The organism is Galactobacillus timonensis (assembly GCF_900240265.1).
In the GTDB taxonomy this organism is placed as follows: domain Bacteria; phylum Bacillota_I; class Bacilli_A; order Erysipelotrichales; family Erysipelotrichaceae; genus Bulleidia; species Bulleidia timonensis.
In genome coordinates, this window is record NZ_LT964739.1 from 710,849 (window position 1) to 734,963 (window position 24,115).

At 50.2% G+C, this 24,115-nt stretch carries 19 protein-coding genes; 6 read left to right on the forward strand and 13 right to left on the reverse strand.

Annotation, left to right across the window (positions count from 1 at the left end; translation table 11 throughout):
• Positions 1-27: 27 nt before the first annotated feature.
• The 7 genes from gyrA to ppk1 form a co-directional block, all read right to left on the reverse strand.
• Positions 28-2,571, reverse strand: a complete 2,544-nt coding sequence (gene gyrA / locus C1714_RS03345) for a DNA gyrase subunit A (RefSeq protein WP_102341863.1) — start codon at positions 2,569-2,571, stop codon at positions 28-30.
• A 9-nt stretch (positions 2,572-2,580) separates the two neighbouring features.
• Complete coding sequence (gyrB, locus tag C1714_RS03350) at positions 2,581-4,587, reverse strand: DNA topoisomerase (ATP-hydrolyzing) subunit B (protein ID WP_102341864.1); 2,007 nt, start codon at positions 4,585-4,587, stop codon at positions 2,581-2,583.
• Positions 4,584-5,672: a DNA replication/repair protein RecF gene (gene recF / locus C1714_RS03355; protein ID WP_102341865.1), complete on the reverse strand. Its 1,089-nt coding sequence runs from the start codon at positions 5,670-5,672 to the stop codon at positions 4,584-4,586. Before recF ends, gyrB begins: the two co-directional genes overlap by 4 nt.
• The gene (gene yaaA, locus C1714_RS03360) at positions 5,669-5,869 is read right to left on the reverse strand and encodes a S4 domain-containing protein YaaA (RefSeq protein ID WP_102341866.1); all 201 of its coding nucleotides are present in this window, start codon (positions 5,867-5,869) and stop codon (positions 5,669-5,671) included. The genes recF and yaaA overlap by 4 nt, the downstream gene beginning before the upstream one ends.
• Positions 5,870-6,139: 270 nt before the next feature.
• Positions 6,140-7,273 (reverse strand): DNA polymerase III subunit beta, encoded by a 1,134-nt coding sequence (dnaN, locus tag C1714_RS03365; RefSeq protein WP_167849911.1) that lies wholly within the window; start codon positions 7,271-7,273, stop codon positions 6,140-6,142.
• A gap of 161 nt (positions 7,274-7,434) precedes the next feature.
• Positions 7,435-8,811 (reverse strand): chromosomal replication initiator protein DnaA, encoded by a 1,377-nt coding sequence (gene dnaA / locus C1714_RS03370; RefSeq protein ID WP_102341868.1) that lies wholly within the window; start codon positions 8,809-8,811, stop codon positions 7,435-7,437.
• Positions 8,812-9,261: 450 nt separating this feature from the next.
• Positions 9,262-11,346: a polyphosphate kinase 1 gene (gene ppk1 / locus C1714_RS03375; protein ID WP_102341869.1), complete on the reverse strand. Its 2,085-nt coding sequence runs from the start codon at positions 11,344-11,346 to the stop codon at positions 9,262-9,264.
• Positions 11,347-11,496: 150 nt separating this feature from the next.
• Between ppk1 and C1714_RS03380 the strand changes: the two genes are divergently transcribed.
• Entirely contained in the window at positions 11,497-12,495 is a 999-nt protein-coding gene (locus C1714_RS03380) for an aldose epimerase family protein (protein WP_102341870.1), read from the forward strand.
• A gap of 88 nt (positions 12,496-12,583) precedes the next feature.
• On the opposite strand, the gene C1714_RS03385 is transcribed toward C1714_RS03380, so the two are convergent.
• Genes C1714_RS03385 through rpmH form a run of 4 tightly spaced genes read right to left on the reverse strand, consistent with a single transcriptional unit; the run spans position 12,584 to position 14,771 of the window.
• On the reverse strand, positions 12,584-13,318 hold the full coding sequence (locus C1714_RS03385; protein ID WP_102341871.1) for a Jag family protein: 735 nt from the start codon (positions 13,316-13,318) through the stop codon (positions 12,584-12,586).
• On the reverse strand, positions 13,315-14,199 hold the full coding sequence (locus tag C1714_RS03390) for a YidC/Oxa1 family membrane protein insertase (protein ID WP_245305009.1): 885 nt from the start codon (positions 14,197-14,199) through the stop codon (positions 13,315-13,317). Before C1714_RS03390 ends, C1714_RS03385 begins: the two co-directional genes overlap by 4 nt.
• Positions 14,200-14,234: 35 nt before the next feature.
• On the reverse strand, positions 14,235-14,573 hold the full coding sequence (gene rnpA / locus C1714_RS03395; RefSeq protein WP_102341872.1) for a ribonuclease P protein component: 339 nt from the start codon (positions 14,571-14,573) through the stop codon (positions 14,235-14,237).
• Positions 14,574-14,624: 51 nt separating this feature from the next.
• Positions 14,625-14,771 (reverse strand): 50S ribosomal protein L34, encoded by a 147-nt coding sequence (rpmH, locus tag C1714_RS03400; protein ID WP_102341873.1) that lies wholly within the window; start codon positions 14,769-14,771, stop codon positions 14,625-14,627.
• Between the two features lie 192 nt (positions 14,772-14,963).
• On the opposite strand from rpmH, the gene tnpB reads away from it, so the two are divergent.
• The 5 genes from tnpB to C1714_RS03425 all read left to right on the forward strand — a co-directional run bounded on the left by tnpB (position 14,964) and on the right by C1714_RS03425 (position 21,502).
• Complete coding sequence (gene tnpB, locus C1714_RS03405; RefSeq protein ID WP_102341874.1) at positions 14,964-16,124, forward strand: IS200/IS605 family element RNA-guided endonuclease TnpB; 1,161 nt, start codon at positions 14,964-14,966, stop codon at positions 16,122-16,124.
• A 179-nt stretch (positions 16,125-16,303) separates the two neighbouring features.
• Complete coding sequence (locus tag C1714_RS03410) at positions 16,304-17,197, forward strand: hypothetical protein (protein ID WP_167849912.1); 894 nt, start codon at positions 16,304-16,306, stop codon at positions 17,195-17,197.
• Entirely contained in the window at positions 17,194-17,778 is a 585-nt protein-coding gene (gene pth / locus C1714_RS03415; protein WP_102341876.1) for an aminoacyl-tRNA hydrolase, read from the forward strand. Before C1714_RS03410 ends, pth begins: the two co-directional genes overlap by 4 nt.
• A gap of 9 nt (positions 17,779-17,787) precedes the next feature.
• Complete coding sequence (gene mfd, locus C1714_RS03420) at positions 17,788-21,231, forward strand: transcription-repair coupling factor (RefSeq protein ID WP_245305022.1); 3,444 nt, start codon at positions 17,788-17,790, stop codon at positions 21,229-21,231.
• Complete coding sequence (locus C1714_RS03425) at positions 21,221-21,502, forward strand: RNA-binding S4 domain-containing protein (RefSeq protein ID WP_102341877.1); 282 nt, start codon at positions 21,221-21,223, stop codon at positions 21,500-21,502. Before mfd ends, C1714_RS03425 begins: the two co-directional genes overlap by 11 nt.
• Positions 21,503-21,570: 68 nt before the next feature.
• On the opposite strand, the gene C1714_RS03430 is transcribed toward C1714_RS03425, so the two are convergent.
• On the reverse strand, positions 21,571-22,899 hold the full coding sequence (locus C1714_RS03430) for an APC family permease (RefSeq protein ID WP_102341878.1): 1,329 nt from the start codon (positions 22,897-22,899) through the stop codon (positions 21,571-21,573).
• 110 nt (positions 22,900-23,009) lie between these two features.
• Positions 23,010-24,053, reverse strand: coding sequence for a phospholipase D-like domain-containing protein (locus C1714_RS03435; protein ID WP_210115244.1), 1,044 nt, complete (start codon positions 24,051-24,053; stop codon positions 23,010-23,012).
• Positions 24,054-24,115 lie beyond the last annotated feature (62 nt).

The following is a 24,115-nucleotide window of genomic DNA, read 5'->3' on the forward strand; positions in this document are numbered from 1 at the left end:
TGGAGATTTCTATTCTGTAATGAAGAATCAGTTGTTTTCTTCGGTGCTGATGGAATCATCTTTCCCTGTTTCCGGAGCAGACGGCGTCGCATCCTGCTCTGCCGATTCATCCTCTGGTTCCGGCTCCACAACAGCGACAGCGGAAACCTTGCGGTCATCTTCGACACGGATCAGGCGGACACCCTGTGTATTGCGGCTCATGGAACGTAGCGGATCCATGGAGATACGGATGATGATGCCATCATTGGACATGATCATCAGGTCTTCGCCACCGTTGACGATGCGCATGCACACGAGGCTGCCGGTCTTGTCGGTCACATTCATGGCCTTGACGCCCTTGCTGCCGCGGTGCGTGAGACGGAACTCGCTGAGCTTGGTCAACTTGCCGTAGCCCTTTTCAGAGACGGTCAGAACGTTTTCGCCTTCTTCGCTCGTTGCCATGCCGATGACCTCTCCGCCATCAATGTTCATGGCCTTTACACCCATCGAAGAACGTCCGGATGCGCGGACATCATTTTCATCGAAGAGAACGGCCTTGCCATTGGAGCAGCCGACGAGAATCTTCGCATGTCCATTGGTCGCTCTGACGAAGGAAAGCTCATCGCCTTCGCGCAGCGTCATCGCAATCTTGCCCTTGCGGTTGATATTTTCAAACTCCGAGATCTCGACACGCTTGATCATGCCAAGCTTCGATACAATCGCAAGTCCCCTTGCCTCATCATTTTCAGAATATGGAACGATGGCACGTACCTTTTCATCCTTGGCCAGGGAAAGCAGGTTGACAACCGGAATACCCTTCGATGTACGTGAATACTCCGGAACGTTGTAGCCCTTGAGACGATAGACCCGGCCCGTGTTTGTAAAGAACAGCACATGGTCATGCGTCGACATCGAGATGAACTGATTGATGACATCGTCCTCATTCAGCGTCATACCCTTGATGCCGCGGCCGCCGCGGTTCTGTACCTTGTAGGAATTGGAAGGAATCCGCTTGATATAGCCGTTCTGAGAAAGCGTAATGATGACATTCTCAACCGGAATCAGATCTTCATCATCCACGTCGCTGACCGCATCGAGAATCTCTGTCTTACGCGGATCATCATACTTGTCACGGATCACACTCAGCTCATCCTTAAGAATCTGATCGATCCGTGCCTCATGGGCAAGAATATCCTGCAGGTCAGCAATTTTAATCAATAGATCCTGATACTCTGTTTCGATCTTTTCTCGTTCCAAACCGGTCAGGCGGCGGAACTGCATATCAAGAATGGCCTTCGCCTGAATCTCATCCAAACCGAAGCCGTTCATCAAACGCGGCATAGCCTCATTGGCATCCTTCGAATCACGGATCGTATGAATGATCGCATCCAGATTGTCGACCGCAATCCGCAGACCTTCCAGAATATGGGCACGATCCTGTGCCTTCTTCAGATCAAATGCCGTTCTGCGACGGATCACTTCCTTCTGGAAACGGATATATTCCGTCAGGATATCCTTCAGACTGCACTGCTTCGGAGCACCATTGACAAGTACAACATTATTGACCGCAAACGTAGCCTGCAGCGGCGTCAGACGATACAGCTGATTCAGAAGAACTTCCGGCTGCACGTCCTTGCGCAGTTCCATGACAACACGGACACCGTCCATGTTCGATTCGTCGCGCAGATCTGTAATTCCTTCAATTACCTTGTCACGGGCAAGATCTGCAATCCGCGATACCATCGCGGCCTTGTTTACCTGATAGGGGATTTCATCGACAATGATGCGCTGCTTGCCGTTCGACATACTTTCAATATGCGTCCTGGCACGCATGACAATGGATCCGCGCCCCGTTTCAAAGGCCGAACGGATACCGCTGCGGCCAAGAATAAAGCCGCCGGTCGGAAAGTCCGGTCCCTTGATATACTGCATCAGCTCCGTCACAGAAATATCCGGATTCGCCATCACCTGCATAATGGCATCAATGACTTCGCCGAGATTGTGCGGCGCAACATTGGTCGCCATACCGACGGCGATACCCTGACCGCCATTGACCAGCAGATTCGGAAAGCGGGAAGGAAGAACAGTAGGCTCCTTTTCTTCGCCATCGTAGTTATCCTGCATGTCGACGGTATCCTTGTCCAGATCTCTGAGCATCTCGACGGCGATCTTGGACATACGTGCTTCCGTATAACGCATCGCGGCTGCACCATCTCCGTCCATGTCACCGAAGTTGCCATGGCCATCAACCAGTACCTTGCGCATGTTCCAGTTCTGGGCCATGTAAACAAGGGCGCCATAGATGGAACTGTCACCGTGAGGATGATATTTTCCCATCGTGTCGCCGACGATACGTGCACACTTCTTATAAGGCTTGTCAGGTCCGTTATTCATCTCGTTCATGGAGAAGAGAATACGGCGCTGTACAGGCTTCAGACCATCACGAACATCCGGCAGAGCACGCGCAACAATGACCGACATCGAATAATCAAGGAAGTCACGGCGGATTTCCTTGGACAGCTCGGTTTCCGTAATATTTCCCGGATCGAACTGTGACTCATCCCAATCTACAAAATCTTCGTTGTTTGCCATGTACACTCCTTAAATATCCAGTGAAGCGAAATTCGCATTCTCAATAATGAAGTTGCGGCGCGGTTCCACCTCTTCTCCCATTAACATGCTGAAATTGAGGTCCGCCTGCTCCGCATCATCAATCGTGACACGAATCAGGGTGCGGTTCTTCGGATCCATGGTTGTTTCCCAAAGCTGCTCCGGGTTCATTTCACCAAGTCCCTTGTAACGCTGAATGGCAAGATTCGCACCCATCTCGCTCTTGGCCACTTCCAGCTGATGATCCGTATAGGCATAGCGAACCGCCTGACCCTTTTGTACCTTGTACAGAGGCGGCTGAGCGATATAGACATGCCCCGTCTCAATGATCGGCTTCATGTAGCGGTAGAAGAACGTCAGCAGCAGCGTACGGATATGGGCACCATCAACATCGGCATCGGTCATGATGACGATCTTGTTGTAGCGCAGCTTGTCCGGGTTGCATTCATCCATGATGCCGCAGCCGAATGCCGTGATCATGGAGCGAATTTCGTTGTTTTCAAAGGCACGGGACTGACGCGCCTTCTCGACATTGAGAATCTTTCCTCGCAAAGGCAGAATTGCCTGGTAATGGGAATCTCTTCCCTGCTTCGCCGAGCCTCCTGCGGAGTCACCCTCGACGATATAGATTTCGCAGATGCTCGCATCCTTGCTCGAGCAATCCGCCAGCTTTCCCGGCAGAGAACTGATTTCAAGAGCGCTCTTGCGCCGCGTGGATTCGCGTGCCTTCTTGGCCGCAATCCGCGCCTGCGAAGCAATCATGACCTTTTCAATAATGGCCTTGGCCTGATCCGGATTTTCCATCAGGAAACGCTCCAGCTGCGTACCGAAGATATCGGAAACGATCTTGCGTACCTCGCTGTTGCCAAGCTTCGTCTTCGTCTGTCCCTCGTACTGCGGATCCGGATGCTTGACGGAGATGACTGCTGTCAAACCTTCCTTGCAGTCGTCGGTTGAAAGATTTTCGTCCTTTTCCTTGAGGAAGTTATTGGCCCGTGCATATTTGTTGATGACGCGGTTCAGAGCCAGATTGAAACCTTCCAGATGCGTTCCGCCATCACCGGTATTGATGTTGTTGCAGAAGGTATAAATGCTCGGCTGATAGCCTGTATTGTACTGGCACGCGACCTCAACCTGAATATGAGTCAGCTTCTCATAGCCTTCCGAATAAATGACATCCGGATGAACAACCGTCGCATTCTTGTTCAGGTATTCAACGTATTCACGTACGCCGCCTTCAAAGAGGAAGGAGACGTTTCGCTTATCTTCTTCTTCCTGACGAAGATCCGTAAGACTGAGGCGGATACCCTTGTTCAGAAAAGCCAGCTGACGCAGACGGTCACGCAGCGTCACATAGTCATAAACCGTCGTTTCGGTGAAGATTTCCGGATCAGCCTTGAACTTTACCGTTGACCCGTGTCTGTCAGGGTCACAGGTGCCAATCACCTTCAGCGGGGCGACGGCATGTCCGCCGTTTTCGAAGCGGACAAAGTAAACGGATCCCTGATGATAGACATAGACCTCCAGCCATTGACTGAGGGCGTTAACGACAGAGGCGCCGACACCGTGCAGACCGCCCGATACCTTATAGGCACCGCCGCCGAACTTGCCGCCGGCATGAAGAACGGTAAAGATGGTTTCGATCGTACTCTTGCCTGTCTTTGAATTGGTTCCGGTCGGCATGCCGCGGCCGTCATCTTCGACCGTGATAACGTTATCCTTATCAACCGTCACATGAACCTCGGAAGCGTAGCCGGCCATTGCTTCATCGATGCCGTTGTCGACGATCTCCCAGACAAGATGGTGCAGACCCTTGGAAGACGTCGTGCCGATGTACATGCCCGGCCGCTTGCGGACGGCTTCCAGTCCGTCGAGGACCTGAATGTCGTCGTCGCTGTACTCGGCCTTGGCTTTGGTATTCAGCTCCTTGCCCAGAATCTCATCGACCTGGTCGTCTTTCAGTTCGTTGTTTTCTTTGATTTCTTCTTTTTCACTCATCCTGCGCCTCCTGACATTTCCTTCACTGTTCCATGTTCGACATGGAACAGCTTCGGGTGATTCTCATTCATAAACGGCGGCAACGCTGTCGTCGTGATTACGCTCTGACACGATGCGGAAATCATGTTCATCAGTTTCCGCTGATGCGTACTGTCGAGTTCTGACAGAACATCGTCCAGTAGAAGTACTGCCTTTTCTGTAGATGCGGCCTCGATGTAGCGAAGAATGCTCATCTTGAATGCGAGCATCATCATCCGCTTCTGTCCCTGGCTGGCGGCTTCGATGACATTGACTCCATTCAGCTCGAAGACAAGATCTTCGCGATGGATGCCGAAGGAAGTAGCCTTGAGGAAGATATCCTTCTGCCGGCTGCTCTGATGCATCTGCTGCAGAGAATTTCTGTCCGTTTTTTCGCTGCAGCACAGATACCTGACACTGGCCTGATCGTTGTCGCCGCTGAGTTCCTGATAGAGGGATGCGATAATGGCATTGATCAAATCAATGAATGCCCTGCGAAAGGATATGATCTGTTCTTCTTCCGCTGCCATCTGTTCATCCAGTACGTCGAGATACTGTGAATCAGGGGTCATTGCCTTCAGGGCCGCGTTGCGGTCCTTCAGAAGGGAATGAAAGCGGTTCAGGCAATGGACATAGGAAGCCTGGATCTTGCCGATCTCCTGGTCCATGATCCGCCGCCTCTCCCGCGGTGCGTCAGCGAAAATGCTGAGATCGTCCGGCGCAAAGAGTACGACATTGAGCTGACCGATGAAGTCGCTGCTGCGCTTCAGAACCTGACGATTTAAAAAAAGCGTCTTGCCACGGCTGTGAATCACGGCCCGCAGAGTCTTGTCGCAGCCATCCTGAACCGTACACTCCAGATCCGCATATTCCTGTCCCCTACGGATCAGCAGACGGTCATCATTGACGCGATGCGACTTGGACAATGACAGATAGACAAGACTTTCGAGCAGGTTTGTTTTGCCCTGGGCATTCTGTCCCAGAAACACATTCATTCCCGGCGATAGAATCAGATCCACATCCTCATAGCTGCGAAAGTTTCGAATGTGCAGACGGGATACCTTCATTCGACGGTGTACGTTCTCCCATGAACTTCGACCTGATCGCCGGGATGAAGTTTCCTTCCACGGCGGGTTTCGACGGTGCCGTTGACTTTGACTTCTTCACTGTTGATCAGAAGCTTGGCTTCACCGCCGGTGGACACGACGTCGCAGAGCTTTAAAAAGGAATCAAGCTTAATGTATTCGCCGCGTATTTTTTTCATCGTTTTCAACCCTCGTTTCAGCCCGTTTTCAGGCATTGAAATTATAGCACAAAAAGTGCATAAAATCCGCTTTATAATCGCGTTTTTGAGCATTTTTGAAAGAAATTTTCAAAAGTAAAAAACAGATCAGAAATGACATCATTTTTTCATCAGAGAACGGTCCTTTTTCATGCGTAAAAGAACAGAAATCATCATGAATAAAACAAGACAATAAAACCGGCATTCATGCAAGAATGCCGGCATACTTCATATACTGCTGACAGTGAAAGATCAGTTATACGTACGAACCGGAAGAACGAGCTGGAGAAGCTTCTGATCATCTTCATCGTTCTTGAGAATGAACGGCTTCATTTCACTGGTGAAGAGAACTGTGACATTTTCATTGTTCAGGGAACGAACAGCGTCGCTCAGATAGTTTGCGGAGCAGCTGATATCCAGCGGATCGCCTTCATAGGACACGACGCCCTGCAGGTTCTCGTGGCTTTCGCCGATCTCCTGGCTGCGCGATGTGACGACAATGTCATCGGCAGAATTAATCTGCATACGGATGATCGTCATGTTGTCGGTCTTGATGAAGCCCGGGCGTGCCGTTGCCATTAACAGAGCTGAACGGTTGACTACCAGCTTGCGCGAGAATGAGGAAGGAATGAGACGCTCAATGTCCGGGAAGGCACCTTCCAGAAGATTGGACTGCAGTGTCACTCCGTTCTGTACAAAGACAATCTTGCGGGCCGATACCGAAATGGAAATATCTCCGTCGGCGAAAATCGACTTGACCTGACCAATCGTCTTGGAAGGAATCGTAATGTTGAACGGTTCCACTTCTGCCGAAAGTACATAGCGCGCCAGGCGGAAGGAATCGGTTGCCGTAAACGTGATCCTGCCGTTTTCCGACTTCAGGTTGATTCCCATCAGAACCGGCCTTGTTTCCTTATTTGCGGCAGCGAATGACGTCTTGGCTGCGGCGTCATTGAATTCAGATGCTTTGATCGTAAACGGCGTCGTATCGGCGTTGAAATCGATGGCCGGATAATCCGACGGATTGAAGCCGTTGATCTTGAAGTCAACGTTGTTTCCGGTGAACTGGGTCAGAGTTCCGTCGATGTTCTGGACCTGAACCTCGTCGCTGTCCAGGTTCTTTACCATGTCGAGGATGTAGTTATGGTCGACGACGATCGTTCCCGGTTCTTCAACGAAGAAGAGCTGATTGTCCTTATCGTTCTTGATGACGGAACGGATCGAGATATCGTTGTCGGATCCGGTCAGAACGATCATGTCCTGGTTTGCTTCGATTTCGATACCGCTCATGGTCGGAATCGGAGAACTGGATGCGACGGCTCCGTTAACGGTCTGAAGAGCTTTATAGAAGACGTCCTTGTTGATGCGGAAATTGAGATCACTCATGTTTGTTAGCCTCCTGCGTACGCGCACTGTGTATATATTCTTTTTAAGAAAACTATTGTTATTAGGGCTGTGGAAAATGTGGAAAACTTTCTGACGCCCTGTGAACATCCGTTATTCTACCATTTCAGGCATGTGGCTTAATTGTGAAGAGCCGGGGATAATCACTGACCCAGACTGGCCTCAATCTCGCTGATTGCCTTGTTGAAGTTCTTGTCGCTCTTGATCTGTTTCTCAACCTTGGTGCAGGCGGAGATGATCGTGCTGTGGTCGCGGCCCCCAAACTCTTCGCCAATCTTGATGTAGGGCAGATCCAGCAGCTTGCGGCACAGATAGATGCTGATGTGGCGGGCATTGGCAATGTTCTTGGTACGTGTCTTGCCCGTGATCTGCTGCTTGGTGAGACCGTAATAGTCGGCGACGGCCTTGATAATCTTGCTGGGGCTGAGGCCGGTCTTATCGGATACGACAGCCTGATTTTTAAGCGCATTGACGACGGTTTCGAACTTGATCGGACCATTATCCTTCTGAAAGACAATGGCATAGAAGAGGACACGGTTCCATGCCCCTTCCAGATCACGTACGTTGCCGGAGAAATTCGAGGCAATATAGGCAAGTCCCTCTTCATCGACGCCGTTGACATCGTTGCCGGAGTTCTGAATCTTCATACGAAGAATGGCGAGACTCGTTTCAAATTCCGGCGAATCGATACCGACCGAAAGGCCGCTGGAGAAACGGGAAATGAGACGGTCCTCCAGTCCCTTGATTTCCTTCGGCTGACGATCCGAGGCGAGACATACCTGCTTGCGGTTATTGACCAGTTCGTTATAGATGGAGAAGAATACTTCGTGGCTCTTTTCCTTTCCGGCAAGGAACTGAATATCATCGACCAGCAGAAGATCCATGCTCGACATGTACTGTTTGAAGGCTTCGATATTGCCGTTCTGAATGGCCTTCACGACCCGTTCCACGAACTTCAGGGACTCGATGTAGTAAATTTTTTTGTCCGGATAGTTCTTCTTGACGTAGTTTCCGATCGCCATCAGAAGATGGGTTTTGCCCAATCCGGAGTTGCCGTAGATAAAGAGAGGATTGAAATATCTGCCCGGATTATAGGCACAGGCAAGTGCCGCCGCCTGCGACTCGCGGTTGCAGTCGCCGACGACAAAGTTATCGAACGTACGGTCTGCCTGAATCGGCATCGAGGAAAATTCGGAGTCATCCATTTCCGCAATGGGTGTATTCTCCATGGCATTATGGAGAACAAGTTCACTCTTCTGCAGTACTTCAAGCTTAATGGGCTTTTCCAGATTTAAAAGGTCCGCGATCTGCAAAGCGAGCATCTCTTCGGACTGGGTGATGATCTGTTTGCTCATAATGTCTGGAACGAGAACGATACCTTTTTCATCGTTCAGTTCAATCAGCTGTGACTGGGAGTAGAACGTCTGATAGATATTCTGATCCAGCTTCCCATTCGCTGTTAAATAATCCAGTGTCCGGCGCCAGACATCTGCCAGGTACTGGTCTTTTTTCGTAGTCATAAAATCCTCGATTCAAAAGCGTGTGCAGAACTATTTTAGGACCGGAGAATTTTGTATTCCACAACAAAATTGTGGCAAAAAAAGTTTTCCACAATGGAAATTGTAAAAAACGCATAAAAACACATATATTTTGTGGTTTTCCACACTTTCCACAAAATTATTTGTGGATAAAATTGTGCATAAATTTATACACACGTGGAAAATTAACAAAAATGTGGATATTTTACGCAGATATGAAAATTTACCACGTTTTATCAACATCAAAAAACCGCATAACAAAGCCATTATCACGACAATCAACACTTTTCCACAATTGTGGAAAAACACTTTATCAAATCTGTGAAAAACAGGTGGAAAATCCACAACCAGACCACCAAACAAACCAAGGAAAAGCTTAATAATGTGGAAAAAATCCCCGGAAATCACATTCCGGGGATAACAATCATTGAATTACTGTTTCTTTGTCGTTTTCCGCGTAACTCTGCGCTTCTGCGGCTTGATCTTCGCTTTACGGTAGGCTTCCTGATAGAAGTATTCCTGACTGTTGACGGGCGGATCATTGTTTGTGATCCGGGAATAGCTTCCGTCCCAATTCAGGTTCCATGCCTGACAGTTGTCTTTCCACATCGTCTGGAACATCTTGATCAACCGTCTCTTGATCACCGGATCATAGACCGGTGCACCGACTTCGACCCGGTGCATCATGTTGCGGGTCATCCAGTCAGCGGAGGCAATATAGATCCGCTGCCTCTGCCTTAGACCAAAGATATAGATGCGCGAATGCTCTAGAAAACGTCCAACGATGGAATGAACATGAATATTGGCGGTTTCATTCGGTATGCCCGGCTTCAAGCAGCAGATGCCGCGTACAACCATATCAATTTCGACGCCTGCCTTCGATGCCTTGACGAGTTCATCAATCAGTTCCTTATCCGTCAAAGAGTTGATCTTGATGCCAATGTAGGCTTTGCGGCCTTTCTTTGCATAGGCGATCTCGTCTTCAATCATCTGAATAATCGGTTCATGCATGCACGCAGGTGCGACAAGCATGTGTTTCGCATCTAAGATGATATGTCCCATTGACAGGGCTTGGAAGATCTGGGCAGCTTCGAGACCGATATCCTTATCTGCCGTAAACAGAGCGAGATCCGTATACAGACGTGCCGTAATCTCGTTGTAGTTGCCGGTACCGATCTGCGTATAGTATTCGACGCCGGACTTGCTGCGGCGCGTCACGAGACACAGCTTCGAATGTACCTTATAGCCATCGAAGCCATAGATGACCTGTGCCCCGGCTTCTTCCAGCCGCCGCGACCATTCGATGTTGTTTTCCTCATCAAAGCGTGCCTTCAGTTCAACCAGAACCGTGACACTCTTGCCGTTTTCTGCCGCCTCAATCAGCGATTCGACAACCTTGCTGTGGCGAGCAACGCGGTAAAGCGTCATTTTGATCGACAGCACATCGCGATCATTCGCCGCTTCCTGCAGAAAATCCAGGAACGGCTTCATGCTTTCAAACGGATAGGAAAGCAGCTTATCCGATTCCTTGATCTGCGGAATCAGAGGGCGGCTCATGTCAAACATCGCCGACTGCTGCGGAAAGCGTTTCTCATAGAACAGATCCGTATGGTCACGAAGAATGTCCGAGAACTGCCGCAAAAACGAAATATCCAGCGGCGTCGGATCATAGAACACACACTTCAGCTTCATGCCGGAATACTGGCACAATGTCTTGACGATATTATCATCAAGCTGACGCGTCAGCTCGATGCGCACAGGCTCCAGCCGCTTGCGCTTGCGGATCATGTCCTCCATGAAGTCACGATAATCAACTTCTTCGTCATACATGGAGTCCGGATCGATATCCGCGCTGCGCGTCAGTCGAATGAGTGACTTGGAAACAATACTCTCCTTGAATACTTTGGGAAGAAAATGAAGAATCAGTTCCTCCGACAACATGTAGGTATTGGCAGTGCCCGGTACCTTGATCAGGCGCGGAATGATGCCGGTAGCGCAGGGAATGATGCCCATGCGCGTATGTTTGTTCTTGGTACGGAGAATGGCAACAGCGTAGATTTCCTTGTTTCTGAGGAAGGGGAACGGTTGACGCCGCGTAACGATTGTAGGTGACAGAAGCGGCGCAATTTCCTGATCAAACAGCAGTTCGAGCTGACTTCCTTCTTCTTTCTTTAACTTCTGAAAATTAACAATCGATATGCCGTAGCTGCCAAGCTCCTTCAGCAGTTCATTGTAGATGGCACCGTTTTCTTCCGAGAGACGCAATACTTCCTTCGTGATGGCTGCAATCTGTTCGGCGGCGGTCATGCCGGATTTATTGTCCTTGATGTGCGGTTCAATGCGGTCCTGATCCATCAGAGATCCGACCCGGACCATGAAGAATTCATCCAGATTGCTCTGATAGATCGCTGAAAAATTCAGACGCTCACACAGCGGAACATCACTGCGCCCGGCTTCCAGCAAGACCCGTTCATTGAATTTCAGCCATGAAAGTTCACGGTTTAAATAGTAATCCATATCGTTTGCACCTATCCTAAATATATTAAACAAGCTCTTTACCAACAATTGTAAAAAAAGCGTAAAGCCGCAAATGCGGGTAAAAATAAGTAACTGCGTTTACTATGCCTTAGAAAAAGAGTATCCTGAAGAATAACAGGAGTAAATATCATGAAACAATCATTTGGGACCATTAAAGGGGCACCGGTCACCCTTTATGAACTGGAAAATGAATTTCTGGTTCTCAAAGTCATGAATTACGGAGCGACAGTCGTATCCATTATCGATAAAGCGACCGGTATCGATATCGTTAAAGGCTATGATTCCGCCGAAGAATACTACAAGGGCACGGCCCATCTCGGCGCCTTCGTCGGCCGTACAGCAAACCGTACACGCAACGCGCAGTTCAAACTGAACGGGAGCACGTATCATATCACGGCCAATGAACACGGTGTAACCAACCTCCATGGCGGCGAAGGCTTCGATAAGAAGATGTACAGCGTCGAAGAAGGAGAAAACAGCGTACGATTCACCCGCATCTCACCGGATGGTGAAGAAGGCTATCCAGGCAATATGCATGTGGCCGTTACCTATACATTGAATGGCCGCACGATTGAGATGAAGGCGGAAGCTGTCAGTGACGAAGATACGCTCTTTGCGATCACGAACCACAACTACTACAACCTGGATGGCAGCGATTCGATTCTGGATCATACGCTCAAGATCAATGCCGGAACCTATTCACCCAATGATGATCTGAGCATTTCTCTGGATACATGTCTGCCGGTGGCGGGTACGCCTTTTGATTTCCGGACAGGAAAGAAGCTTGGCACCGATATCAACGCAGACGTGGAACAGATTCAGAAGTTCCGCGGTTACGACCATCACTTTGAGATTGAAGGAACAGGGATGCGCACCTTTGCCGAGTTAACGGGAAAGAAGCTGAAGCTTACGGTTGCCTCGGATCTGCCGGGCATGCACATGTATACAGCCAACTTCCTCGATATCATCGGCAAGAATGGCATTGAGAGCGGTCCGCATAGCGCCGTATGCATCGAGCCGGAATATTATCCCAATGCGATCAATTATCCCGGCATTGAACCGAAGCCGGTTCTTGAAGCCGGAATGCATGGGGAATCGAACATTACATGGACCATTGAAGAACTCTGAGGCGGAAGATCATTCCGCCTTTTCTTTTCCGGTTATGGAGAGGGAGATGAAATAAAAAGGACTGCCGCAGCAGTCCGGTGAATCATTGTTATTCCGCTTCGTCTGCCGTATCTTCCGGTTCCTCAGAATTCTGATCCGGAACATACTTGATGACAACGTGACGATCTGCGCCCTGACCTTCCGATTCGGTCGAAATGTTATGCCACTTGTTCAGAGCTCTGTGGATTGCCTTGCGCTCATCATTCGGCATCGGATCCAGCGCCGCATCTACATGGGAGCGCTGCACCTGCTTCGCCGTACGGCGAGCCATCGACGCAAGCTTGTGATACCGGTCTTCCTTGTAGTAGTTGACGTCGATCAGAACATCAATACGGGCATGGAAGTGGGAATTCACAGCGGCACGCACAACAGCGTTGAACGCATCCAGCGTCTTGCCCTGGCGGCCGATCAGAACCGCATTGTTATCGGCACCGAGATTGACAATATACTGACCGTCCTTCACTTCGATGGCCGCATCCGCATCCAGTTCAATGCCCTCAAAGAAATTTCCCAGATAATCAAACAGGAAATCCTTCACATCACTCTCGCTGTAGTTTCTTCTGGAAGAAGGTGTTTCCTCTTCTTCCGGTTCGATCACGGCTTCTTCTTCGATTTCTTCTTCAACTTCCGGAACATCCGCTTCAATCGTTACCGAAGCACCAAGGCCAAGGACACCTTTCTTTTCTTCAACGACGGTATAGGTGATGGTTTCCTTGTCGCAGCCCAGTTCCTGTGCCGCAAGCTCCAGTGCCTCATCCAGAGACTTAGCTGTAAATGAACTCATTTTCCTTCAGCCTCCTTTGCATTGCGAGAATCAATGACCTTCTGCACAATCAGCGTCTTAACGATCGTAACAGCAGAATAGATTGCCCAGTACACGGACATGGCTGCCGGCCACATCAGACCGAAGACAAGGATCAGCGCGAACATATACCACTGCATGATCTTGGTCTGCGTATTGGCTGTAGGCTCCTGCGGCTTGCGGTGATGCTTCGCAGCTTCCGCTTCCGCCTTCTTCTTGTTGATCCACATCGGCAGATTCATGGACAGATACTGCAGAACTGCCATGATCACGAAGAGGAAGATATATCCCCAGCGTCCGCTCGACTTGATGCCGGCCAAGATCGTCGTATCCAGCGACATCGAACCGACCGTTGCCGTACGTACGGAAGAGGCACGCTGTACCGCCTGATACATGGCAATGATGATCGGGAACTGAATGAACTGAACGACCATCGTTCCCATCGGGTTCACTTTGTATTTGCTGTAGAGATTCTGCATCTCCTGCGCCATCCGCATGCGGCTCGCATCATCGTCGCGTCCCTCATACTTGCGCTGAATCTTCTCCAGCTCCGGCTGCAGCATCTGCATCTTCTGCATACCGATCTGGGACGGAAGCGTAATGACAAGGAGAACTGCATTGACAAGAATCGTCGTAAGAGAGATTGCCGCAATAACACCCGTCTTCGTGGCAAGGTTGTTGATCAGCCAGGCAAGCGGCCAGACAAACAGAGCAGAGAACCAGTTCTCATCGCTCATAATCTGCGAGAACGTAGTTGATTCGGTAATCTGTTTGATCGCTCCGCTTTCATCGGTAGGTACACGGCATCCCGACAGCATCACGGCGCATACAAGCACCACGCTGACGAGGAGTAATTTCTTCATCCAAGGCTTATGGTTCATCATCTGGCTCCAATCGGTCATATCGACAACATTTTAGCTTTATACAGTAGTTTTTCCAAGCTGTTTTTATTGGCGGCATAGTCCAGGTCCTTATACCCGAAACGAAGGATAATGACTCCGTCCATCGGGCAGCTGGAAAAGTCGACCAGATCCTGGCACATCATCCGCACCTGGCGCTTATACAGGTTGCGGTCCACAGCGTGTCCGATCTTCTTCGGCAGAGAGATGCCGATGCGGGCCTCATCCTCTTTCTTCGACGTCGTATACAGCACAAAAGACGGGCAGACATATTTCTGACCCTTGTGGATGATTGTCTGAAATTCCTGTGCCTTGCGTACTCTGTTTTTCTTCTTCATACATTCAACAAAAGTAATGCTATAAAAAAAGCCGCCGACCGGCGGTTTTCCTTAAGCAGAGAGAACAGCTCTTCCCTTTGCTCTGCGTCTAGCTAAGACCTTGCGTCCGCCGGCTGTAGCCATACGTGCTCTGAAGCCGTGGGTCGCCTTGTTTTTTCTCTTAGACGGCTGGTATGTTCTTTTTGCGTTACGCTTCATTCATGCCACCTCCATTTTTATAGAACAATCGCGCATTAATGATATACGCCGCATAAGTAAAAGTCAAACCGCATTTTTCAACCTTACAAGTGACCGGCGAGAAAGCCCAAGTACTTCAGCTTTGGGATGAAAGCCGGCCATACCAACGGATGTACTGTTTCTGCTTCATATCTTATAATTGGAAGCGTAGAGATGCGGGGATTTAAGTTCAGATTAGAGCCAAATGAAACACAGAAGAAGCAGATTCAGGAAACACTTGATTCTGCTCGTTTTGTGTATAATCGGTTTCTGGATCTGAACGAGTATGCGTATCAGACTGAAGGCGTACATCTTTCGTATGCGATGATGTGCTCACTCTTGACGGATCTGAAGCAGGACCCGGAATGTCCGTGGCTGAAGCAGGCCGATAGTATGGCACTGCAGACAGCGCTGAAAGACTTGGATGAAGCGTTTCAGAATTTCTTTGCCGGCCGAGCAAAGTATCCGAAGTTCAAGAAAAAGAAGCGCGCTTATAAGTCTGCATATCATACACGCAATCAGAATGGCAGTATTCAGATCATCGACAAGCGTCATGTAAAACTCCCGAAGCTCGGCGTTGTCCGTGCCCGCATTTCGAGGTTTCCGCATGGAGTGATTAAGAATGCGTCGATCTCACTGACAGCAGCGGGTAAATACGAAGTCTCCTTCTGCGTAGATGAAATTGCAGTCCCGAAGAAATCCGCCGGCGGAGAGATCGCCATTGATATAGGGCTTGCAGAGTTTTATACCGACTCGAAAGGCCGTACGGTTGAGAATCCACACATTCTTGCAAAGTTCAGTAAAAAGCTTGCCAAAGAACAGCGCAGGCTTTCCCGCATGTATGAAGCAGCGAAGAAAGCGGGAAAGAAGCTGAGTGACTGCAAAAACTATCAGAAGCAGCGGATCAAAGTTGCGAAGATCCATGAACGCATTGCCAACACCAGAAACGACTTTCTGCAGAAGCAGAGCACAGCATTAGCTGATGAAAACCAAATCATCTATGCCGAGCATTTGAACATCTGCGGAATGGTCAAAAATCACAAGCTGGCAAAGGCAATTTCGGATGCGGGCTGGAGTGCGTTCTTTCAGATGCTGGAATACAAAGTGACAGAACGTAACGGCTTTTTGATCAAAGTCGATACGTTCTATCCAAGCTCGCAGAGCTGTCATACGTGCGGGTATAAGAACCCGGCAGTGAAAGATCTGAACGTGCGGAAATGGATCTGTCCACAGTGCGGAACAGCACATGATCGGGATCAGAATGCCGCACGAAATATCCTTGCCGAAGGGATCAGAATCTTCAATGAACCGCAGACTGCGATTTCTGTAGTCTGAAACATATCTGTACCGTGGGGCACACGGGAAGTAACGCTTGCAAAGAGAGCGTAAGACGACACAATGCCGTAGTTCTCAGCGAAGCAAGAATCCCACAGGCTTTAGTCGTGGGAGTGTCAAAATACATCGATATAATACTAGAGATATCGAAAGGAGGCATACCGATGCAGGGTGGATTCATGAGTTTTGTACTGCTGGTCGTATTGGTTTATATGATTTTCCGTACCGCTACACTGGGAATGCGGACAAAGAAAAATCAGGACATGATCAAGATTCTCAACCAGATGGATGAGCCGGAAGAGTTTTATAAAGAGGCTGATGCCTATATTGAGGCAAACAAGGATCCTGAATTTACCCAGAAAGTAGCCGTCCTGCGTCTGTTTGCGGATGCGGCCTATGACCACGACGATCTGTTTCTGAAACATCTTGAGGAACTGGACCTCAATCAGCTTCTCGACATTGGCAAAAAAAAGAAGGACGGCTTCTCGCAGAATGAGGATTCCTTCTTCTATCTCTATCTTGCCATCCCGAACATTCTTGAATCCAAAGGAAAGACAGGCCTCGACGCAAAACTTGTCGAAAAGATGGATGCCTACAAAGAGCGGCTTTCCAGAACCATGCTGGTGGCGATGAACAACTCGCTGCATGCTTACTATAACAAGGAAGGCGACCTTGGCCTTGCCTTCGATCAGTCTGTACTGGATGGCGATTATGCCCAGTACACCTACAGCAAGCAGCTGGTAGGTCTGTACAAGCAAATGATTGAAGCCAAGTACACTCGGCTGGCACGTGACCGCGGCGATACGGAAGCCGCCGCCACCTACGTCGACGATCTGAAGCACTTTTCTTCGTCCCGTCTTGGCAAGCGTTGGCTGAGTGAATTCCATCTCGACGATCTCATTGAAGTTGATGAGACGAAGGATGACGCTGACGAAGCCGCAACAGATGCCGCAGAAGAAACTGCCGATGAAGCAGCGACCGAAGAAACGAACGATGAAACCACTGCTGCCGCAGAAACAAAAACCGCTGACGACACAGATATTAATAAGGATACGGAACAGGATAACAAATGAAACTGATTGCAGGACTGGGAAATCCGGGGAAGGAATACGCCAAGACCCGCCACAATAGCGGCTGGATCGCCATCGACAGACTGGCAGAGACACTGAACGTCTCTATTTCGACAGAGAACTGGAATGCCCTTGTCACGAAGACTACGGTCCATGGGGAACAGGTCATTCTGATGAAGCCGCTGACCTACATGAATGAAAGCGGGATCGCCGTTCAGCAGGCGGTCCATTTCTACCACATTGATCCAAAGGACATTCTGATTCTTCATGACGACATGGACCTGCCCGTAGGTACGGTACGCATCCGTGAAAAAGGAAGCTCGGGCGGCCAGAAAGGGATGCAGTCCATCATTGATGCCCTCTCCACCAACGCCATACCCCGCGTACGCATTGGTGTCGGCCACAGTAAGGCCGGCGAACATGATCTCGTACCGAACTGGGTATTGTCCGGCGTACCGAAGGAATTGCAGAGCGAATATGATGCGGCCATTGCCGATGCCGCCAAAGCCGCAGAACTATGGGTTTATGAGCCGCTCGATAAAGTCATGAACCAGTGCAACCGCAAACCGAAACAGGAGAAGTAAACCAAAGGCATGGAAGATAAGAAAACAATGCCGCCGGTACTGCGCCGGATCCTGAAAAACAACGCAGCCGTCGACCAGCTCAACCACAACAAAGGACCTCTTCCCATGGTCTCCTACATGGAAGAAGCGATGGTCCTTGCGGAAAGCTGGATCGAACATCCCCGCAGTATCCTCGTAGTCAAGGAAAATCTCTATCACGCGCAGCGTCTCTACGAAAGACTAGCCACCCTCCTGCCGGAGAGTGCCTGCGCGCTTTTCAGCGCGGATGAATCTCTCCGGGTGGAGGCCATAGCTGTTTCTCCGGAGATGAGGGCCAATCAGATTGAGACACTCAGCAGCCTGCTGGAGAAACCGGATCAGATTGTTGTCACTTCACCAAGCGGGTTTCTGCGGCTGCTGTCGACGCCGGAAACCTTCCGTGATGCGTGCATCCATCTGAAGGCCGGTGATACCTGCGACATGGAAGAGCTGAAACGGAAACTGCGAGCCGGCGGTTATTTTCAGGCTTCGCACATCGATCAGCCGCTGAGCTTTGCCAGCCGTGGCGGCATTGTGGATGTTTATTCCATCAACTATGAAAATCCGGTCCGTATCGAATTCTTTGGTGATGAAATCGACTCTATCCGCTACTTCAGCGCCGATACGCAGAGTACCATTGCCCCTTTGCAGGAAGTACGGATTGTTCCGGCTTCTTCCTTTCTTCTGAGTGATGCCCAGGTCAAAGAGATTCTCACCAGAGCACGGGCAATGCTCGAAGATAAAAAGGAAGTAATCCATTCCGGATCGATTGAAAATGACCTCGAAATGATTGAGGAAGGAATGCGGGATCAGAGACTGTACCCCTATTCCGCCTTCCTGTCTTCGCCAGCCGGCATCTGGGACTATCTGGATCATCCCCAGATCGTGTACAGCGATGTTTCGCGCATCGAAACCAACGCCAAGCATCTGCTTGATGAGTCGGTCGCCTACATTCAGGAAATGGTCGAGGAAGAAAAGCTGCTGCCGAAGTTTTCCGTATGGCATGAACTGTCCCGGGCAGCGCAGGGATGTTCCTCGATTGAAGAAGATCCTTACGCGGAAAACACCTCGAATCTTGAACCGGTTCATCTGCCCAATGAGCCGCTTAGCGTCAAGCTGCGCATCCTTCTCAACGGCAGCACCGTCGTCTTCGCCCTCAATGAAAAAGAGGAAAACCGGCTCAGGGACCAGTGCAAAGAAGATGAAATCATCCTCTATGAAACCGACGGCACAAAGGATCTCGTCGAAGGCAGCTTCAACATCCTCCACGATCCGCTGGCCGAAGGCATCCATGACCCGGTTCATGACATTACGATTGTTACGAGTGAGGAGCTGTTTGAGATTCATCATCACTCGGGACGCTATGAGCGCAAGTTCCGCAGCGCCGAAGTCATTCACAGTTTTGAAGACCTCGAACCCGGTGATTATGTCGTCCATTCCCAGTACGGCGTCGGCCAGTATATGGGAATTGTTACCCGGGAAATACAGGGTACCAAGCGCGACTTCCTCCATATCATCTACCGCGGCAACGGGGAGCTGTATGTTCCACTGGAACAGTTCCGCCTCGTCCGTAAATTCGTATCCAGCGCCGGCGTCGTTCCGCGTCTCAACAAGCTCGGTACCAACGAGTGGGAAAAGACGAAGAAGCGCCTCGAAGAAAATGTCAACCAGGTCGCGGACCGTCTCGTCAATCTTTACGCCGTTCGTACGGAACATATCGGTCACGCGTTCCAGAAGGATTCGCCGCTCCAGGAACAGTTTGAAAACAACTTTGAATATGAACTGACGCCGGACCAGGCCGCTGCCGTCGCCGATGTAAAGGCAGACATGGAATCCAACAAGCCGATGGACCGCCTCGTCTGCGGCGATGTCGGTTTTGGAAAGACAGAGGTCGCAATCCGTGCCGCCTTCAAGGCCGTTGCGGAAAACAAGCAGGTCGCCGTCCTCTGCCCGACAACGATTCTTGCGGAGCAACATGTAAAAACCTTTTCCAAACGCTTTGAAGGTTTTCCGTTTACGATTCGGGCCCTCGACCGTTATGTGCCGGAAGAAAAGGTAAAGGAAACACTCAGAGGACTCAAAGACGGAACGGTTGACATTATTATCGGTACGCATCGTCTGCTTTCCAAAGACGTCCAGTTCCATGACCTAGGTCTTCTGGTCGTCGATGAGGAGCAGCGCTTCGGCGTAATGCAGAAGGAAAAGATCAAGGAAATCAAGGAGGGCGTCGACGTCCTCACCCTTTCTGCGACTCCGATTCCACGTACTCTGCAGATGTCTCTTGTCGGCATCCGCTCCATGTCCCAGCTCGAGACACCTCCCAACAACCGCTACAATGTACAGACCTATGTCGTTGAAAAGAATCAGTCACTGATCGTGGATGCGATTGAAAAGGAACTGGCACGCGACGGACAGGTGTTCTATCTCTATAACAATATCGATAACATTACAGCCGTTGCCCGCAATCTGCAGGTCGCAATTCCCGATGCCAGGATCGGCGTCGCCCATGGTCGCATGGACCGGGAAACAATCGAAGATGTCATGATGCAGTTTACGCGCCACGAAATCAATGTCCTCGTATGTACGACGATCATTGAAAACGGCATCGATATCCCGAATGCCAATACGATCATCATCGACAATGCCCAGAACTTCGGACTCGCCCAGATGTATCAGATCAAGGGCAGAGTCGGAAGAAGTGACCGCATCGCCTACGCCTACCTCATGACTCCGCCCCGTCGCCAGCTCAATGAAACAGCCGAAAAGCGTCTGCAGGCCGTAAAGGAATTTGCCCAGCTGGGAAGCGGCTACCGCATCGCGATGCGCGACCTGACGATCCGCGGCGCTGGCGATCTGCTTGGTGAAAATCAGTCCGGATTTATCGACACCGTAGGCATCGACATGTACATCGAAATGCTGGAGCAGGCCATCCAGAGACGTCAGGGCAAACAACCTGAAAAGCAGGAAACGATCCGCCACGCCATGACCTCAACGACAAGCTATATTCCGAAGGAATTTGCGCCGGATGACTACGATAAGATTTCGATGTACCAGAATATTGATGCGCTGCACTCGGTTCAGGAGCTGGAATCTTATAAGAAAGAAGTCACCGATCAGTACGGCCACCTGCCCAAAGAAGTCAATGAACTCTTCGAGAAACGGCGCCTCGACATTCTCGTCAACGATCCTGACGTCGAAAGCTACCGCGAAATTCAGGGCCATGGCCGCATAACGTTCAGCACCCTGTTTTCACAGAAGGTGGACGGCGTCAAGCTGTTCAAGATTATGACAGGCATATCGAAGGATCTGAATCTTCGCTATACGGGGGGACGGATTCTGATCGATCTGCCCAAGACAGACGACGCCATCACCCTGGCCTGCAATGTCATTCAGCAGTCGAAGAAAGCATACAAGGAGAAAACCGATGCGGATTGATAAGTATCTCAAAGTGTCGCGGATCATGAAGCGGCGCACCATATCAAGAGAGCTGGCCAAAAACCAGCGTGTCGAAATCAATGGAAGGCCAGTCAAGCCGAGTCACGAAGTCAACGTCGGCGACACGGTAGCCGTCACCTTTGGCCGTCGTAAGCTGACGGTCGTCGTAAAGTCACTGGACGAGGTGAAGAAGAAAGCCGATGCCGGCACAATGTATGAAGTGGTGTCGGAAGAACTGTTGCCTGAGACAGACGAAGACAGTGATATCTGAAAAAAAGCGGAACTGAGGGCTGCTGTATGCAGTTGTCAGATCCGCTTTTTCTGTCTGTAATGATTGGATTACTTAGCCCCGGAACGATCCGCAAGTACATGTTTGTACCGCAGTTGCGTATAGATGAACAGCGCCAGAACATAGATGCCGCAGGCAATCGCCGCCGGAACCGTAAGATCCGATAGATTGACGTAGGAAGTTCCGATCATCAGAATGCCGATCACAATCAGTAATGCATGGAGTGTCCCCTTCTTCATATAGAAGGCAGACTTTTTATATTCTTCTGGCAGAACATCCGGCAGTTTCCAGCATGCCAGCAGCACCATGAACTCCGTCAACATATCAGTTCCTACACCCATGTTTGAGATCAGCGTCAGGTCCATGCCCGTAACAATCGGAAGTGCACCCATCACAAAGAACACACCAAGGATAATGACCGGAACACCATTCTTGTTTTCCTTTGCCCAGCTCTCCGGCAGCCAGCCTTCCCTCGCCGCTGCTTCAAGGCCTCTTGTGACCCAGGAAAGTGTACCGTTCAATGTCGTAAGCAGAGCGAACATTGCGCCGCCGAACACGAAGAAGATGTAGAGCCACGTCGGAAAGATTTCCTGTGCCACCTGGGTCAGATTTTCATAGGCAACCGTCTCAATCGGCAGAACACCGGACGCCACAATGCCGATGAACGCATAGAATACGGCAACAAGCGACGTGGACGCAAAGATCGCCTTTGGAATAGTCGATGCAGGATTCTCAATATCATCGCCGTTTTCCGCGATGAACTTCGCACCGCCGCAGGCAAAGGACAGTAATGCCACACCGGTCAAAAAGCTCTTGGGACCATTGGGCATAATGTTTGCCGTCGACATCTTCAGCGTCGACCAGTCAACCTTCGGAAGACCGAAGACAATGAACAGCAGCAGGCTCAGCAAGAGACACCCAACCATGAGCTTCTGAACACGGGCCGTACTCTTGAGACCGACCATGTTTACAAGCGTACACAGAATCAGTGCCGCCATCGCAACCGCCGCCTCATTGAAGCCCTGGAAGATGGAACAGAAATAGCTTGCAAAGCCCTTGGCAAATGTCGCAATCAATACCTGACTCAGAACGAACATGCCGATGTACATGAAGCTCGCCTTATCGCCCAGTAGCCGCTTCACATAGGTATAGCCCGCTCCCGAAGCCGGAATGGTTGAAGTCAGAATGATGAACGGAATACAGGTCGTAATCGCCAGCAGAGCACCGAGAATATAGGCAAGCGGCGTACCGTGGCCGGTAAGACCGATGACGATGCCCGTCAGGACCATGACGCCGGATCCGATGATCTGTCCGATCGCCATGCCCATGCAGTCGCTGAAGTTCAGTTTCGCATGTTGAGATTGATTTTTCGTACTCATGATGATTCCCCTTTTCTGATTTGAAGATTCCACGGCGGTCAGCGGTCACCGCGGCGTTGTCAGTTTCTATCTTCGCACCATTCGCCAATGCTGTCTTTTGACATGCCTGTCTACATCATCGGCGCAAAGATCCGTATCACCAGATAGAAGAAGGTGCGTAAGAAACCGGACTGAAGATCTTCTTCCGTCATCGGATGACTTACTTTCTGAGCTTCCAGGAAGTCGTCGCGGATGGAGGCAATCTGACGGCTCTTAAACAGCGCTGTTCCATTTTCAAAATGAAGATAGAGTGAGCGGTAGTCGAGATTGATCGTGCCGACGGTCGCTACTTCGTCGTCGCTGACGAATACTTTGGCATGATCGAAGCCCGGCGTATATTCATAGATTTTGACGCCGCCGTTCAGCAGATTCGGATAGTAGCTGCGCGTAATGCGCCAGATGATCTTTTTATCCGGTATGCCCGGCGTCAGGATACGTACGTCGACGCCGCGCTGGGCCGCGAGAATCAAAGCATTCATCATATCCGTGTCAATGATCAGGTATGGCGTAAAAATATAGCAGTAGTTTTTCGCATGGTTCAGGATATTGAGATACACATCCTGACCGGTCAATTGTGTATCAAGCGGAGTCTCGCCATAAGGCACAATATAACCGTCTGCTTCGCCGGCAACTGCGTGGCGCTTCCAGCGCAGATAGTCGCTGTCTTCATGGGTGCAGGCGTTCCAGTTGGTCAGAAACAGAACACTGTAGCTCCAGACCGCTTCGCCTGTGATGCGGATGACATTGTCTTTCCAGTGGCCGTGAATCTTTTTGATGTTGATATATTCGTCGGCCAGGTTGATGCCGCCAGAGTAGGCGACTTTACCGTCGATGACCATGATTTTCCGGTGGTCGCGATGGTTCATGATGCCGTTGATAAAGGGATGGATCCGGTTGAAGGCGACGGCATCGATTCCTTCACTTTTCAGGGATTTCCAATAGTTTCCGGGCAGCGTATTTAAGGAGCCCATATCGTCATAAAGGACACGGACAACGACACCGTCAGCTGCCTTGTCTTTGAGGATGGCATGGATCGCGTCCCACATTGTACCCGGTTCAATAATGAAATATTCGAGGAAGATGAACTCCTTTGCCTGCCGCAGATCATCGAGCATCGCTTTCCAGCCAAGTTCACCAAGCCCATAGTATTGAAAGCCCGTATTAGGATAAACCGCAA